Here is a 2,713-nt window from a genome sequence, read left to right on the forward strand (position 1 = left end):
GTAGTGAACTCGTTTTTAGCCGCACTAATCTTTCCATCATTAGCAAAAGTGATGGTTGACTTTAAATTACCAGCAAGGTTCTCCTGCCCAATAGAAAGTAACTTTACCTGCTTTACGTTTGAAGTTCCTTTGATGGTAAAACGGAGCAAACCACCAACATTGTATGCAATGAATGGTTTTCCACGCTGTGGAATGATACCAACAGATACATTCGCCTTTGGATCAAATGTGCCTGCAATAGCATTTTGTTCCTTTGGGAAGTTGTATTGGTATATTGCTTGAGTGTTACTCTTAACTGTAATCGTAGCCTTTTCCTGATAAGGATACATCATGAAGTAGGGGTTTGGTTGATCAGCTGCTTGTCCCCAAAAGATGACGTTACTACCTGTTGATGGTGTCTTAAATGGTAGACTCTTATTACCTGGTGCTCTATAGTAACCAATACCAATCTGGTCGTTTGTTTGCCAAGTTACGGTTGAACCATCTTCACCAAGTACAGTACGTGTAACAGGCTGGGCTGTGCCAGCTTTAAAACTCATGTCAATCAGCTTATCGCTGGCTGTATTGTTACTTTCAAAGTCGTCTTGTGAGCATGATGCTGTGGTAAGGGCAAGTCCTAAGCACAGCAAGTATGTCTTAAAATGTTTCATATTGTTCTTTTTGATTTTATTCGTTTTTGTGACAAGTTTAATCTCTTTTGATTAGAATGGTGAGTTGTCATCAGTGCCATCCTCAACTCTAAGGTTAGGATCTTGAACTTCTGTGAATCCTTCGTGCTCTGTGCCATGAAAACTATTTTTCAAAAACTCACCTTCTGTTTCAACACTCACAATGAGGGTTGACGGCATTTGATATTCTTTCTTCATTTTGTCTTGTTTTATTTACCTAATTACGCTTATAGATGTTGTAAAACCTTTGGATTCTTTGTTATCCTTAAAGAACTTTGTTAAAATAGTTGTACTTAGTTCGCATTCTAAATACTTCTGTCAAATAACTCCGTTGGTTTGTAACATCACAAATTTGTATTCGGTTGTTATACTACTTTTACATGTTTTTTAAAACTCGTTGTTAAGTTCTTTGCCTAATTTCTTTTAGCGGAGTGCAAAGTTAGTTATTTTTCTATTATTATTACATAAATCAATTTGAAAAGTTTTCAGGATGAAGTCTTTATTGACATGTAAATCGTTATAGAGGTATTTTGTTTGCTTTTGTTAACAGTTTGCTGACAACTTATTCCCATATTAAGTGATAGTTGTAAACTCTTTTTGTACAATTCAAAACTTTATATGATAGGAATTCAGATATTGGCGCTTGTCCTCTTCTTGTAGCTGCTTTTATCTTCGTAAAACTTTGTCTAATGCTATACGAAAGGCTATAAGACGAAAGAGCGGGAACGCCTGTTAGGGGTGCTCCCGCTCTTAAATGAGTATGCATAGAAATATAGTTTATTTCTTTACTGAACGTTTACTTTTACGTAATTGTTACTTCCTTCATAATTATTGTTTGGACCAGACGCATTCTCAAAGAAGATATTGCCAAATTTTGTCTTCTGTGCTTGTGTCATTGTAACAGTAATCATTTGCACAATACCTGCTGAATTACCTTGAGAGCCTGCATAGAATGTTGTTAAGCCTGGTATATTGCGTATGTCCAATGTTGAAAGTTTGCAATGTGCTACACCTAAATATGTCAACTTAGTGTTGTTTGAAACATCAAGTGTACTTATAGAGGTCATTGGTACGCGTAATGATGTTAAGTTGGGGTTATGAGTAACATCCAATGCAGTAAGTTCTTTCACTGCATATAAATCTATTGTGGTGAGGTTTGGATTGTTTGAAATATCTAAAGAGTTAACATGGGAGTTTGCCAAACTTAATGTTTTAAGATTAGCACCACTTGCAGATAATCCTTTGATTTCCTTTACTGCTGCACCCACAAAGTTAATTTCCTCCAACTTTGTTTGTTTTGAGAAGTCATAACTCTCAATATTTGTTTTATTTGCAATGAACTTCTTTATTTCCAGATTATCTTTCCAACCAATAAGGTTTGTCATCTTCGGATTATTACCAATATTCAACTCGTTCAGGTTTGGAACATTGGTTGTATTGATAGACAAGACCTCTGGGTTAGAGTATGCTCTCAAAGTCTTGAGAGAAGGGAGATTACTTGCATCAATGTTTTTAATGACTTTATTATCATATAGAGATAACTCTGATAGATTTGTGTTATCTTTTACAACAGCTTCTTTTAGACCATCCATGTGGTGAGAATAAAAACCTCTAAGCTTATCCAATCCTGTTACATCTATTTTGGTTACCAATGGGCTATTGCTAACTAAAATAGTATTTGTGAGCTGTGGATATTTGTTGAAGTCGAGCTCTCCTGCAAGGTTCTTGTTATCTTGAAGGTTCAGTCCATTAACGTTACGATAGTATTGTAGTTCATCAATTGACGTAAGCTTGTCATTGTTTTTTATTTCCAACGTACCCTTGAAAGAAAGAATCTTCTCCAAGTTGTCTGCAGCGTAAATGTCCATGTGTCCATCTGCGGTTGTTATTAAGCCTGATACCTTTGCACCAACAGCCTCAATCAGACCCTGGTTTTTGAGAATGAAAGCCTTAGCCTTAGATGCATCAAGTGTCATCTCACCGAGGTCGTAAACCTTGGCACGCTGAATGTTGATTTCTTGCTTAACCTTCTTCAAGATAGCTTT

General features: G+C 36.2%; 2 protein-coding genes and 1 pseudogene. All 3 read right to left on the reverse strand.

What is annotated here, in order from left to right; all coding sequences use genetic code 11:
• Positions 1-650: fimbrillin family protein (locus tag HMPREF1505_RS05020; protein ID WP_036923441.1), on the reverse strand; the 650-nt coding region annotated here is incomplete at its 3' end.
• Between the two features lie 51 nt (positions 651-701).
• Complete coding sequence (locus HMPREF1505_RS05025) at positions 702-866, reverse strand: hypothetical protein (RefSeq protein WP_036923444.1); 165 nt, start codon at positions 864-866, stop codon at positions 702-704.
• A 587-nt stretch (positions 867-1,453) separates the two neighbouring features.
• Positions 1,454-2,713, reverse strand: a pseudogene (locus HMPREF1505_RS05030) (hypothetical protein); the annotation flags it as partial.

This window comes from Prevotella sp. ICM33, assembly GCF_000517825.1.
In the GTDB taxonomy this organism is placed as follows: domain Bacteria; phylum Bacteroidota; class Bacteroidia; order Bacteroidales; family Bacteroidaceae; genus Prevotella; species Prevotella melaninogenica.

Bases quoted from the DNA above. Each gene is read 5' to 3' on its own strand.
- HMPREF1505_RS05025 (WP_036923444.1), bottom strand. From the start codon at position 866: ATGAAGAAAGAATATCAAATGCCGTCAACCCTCATTGTGAGTGTTGAA.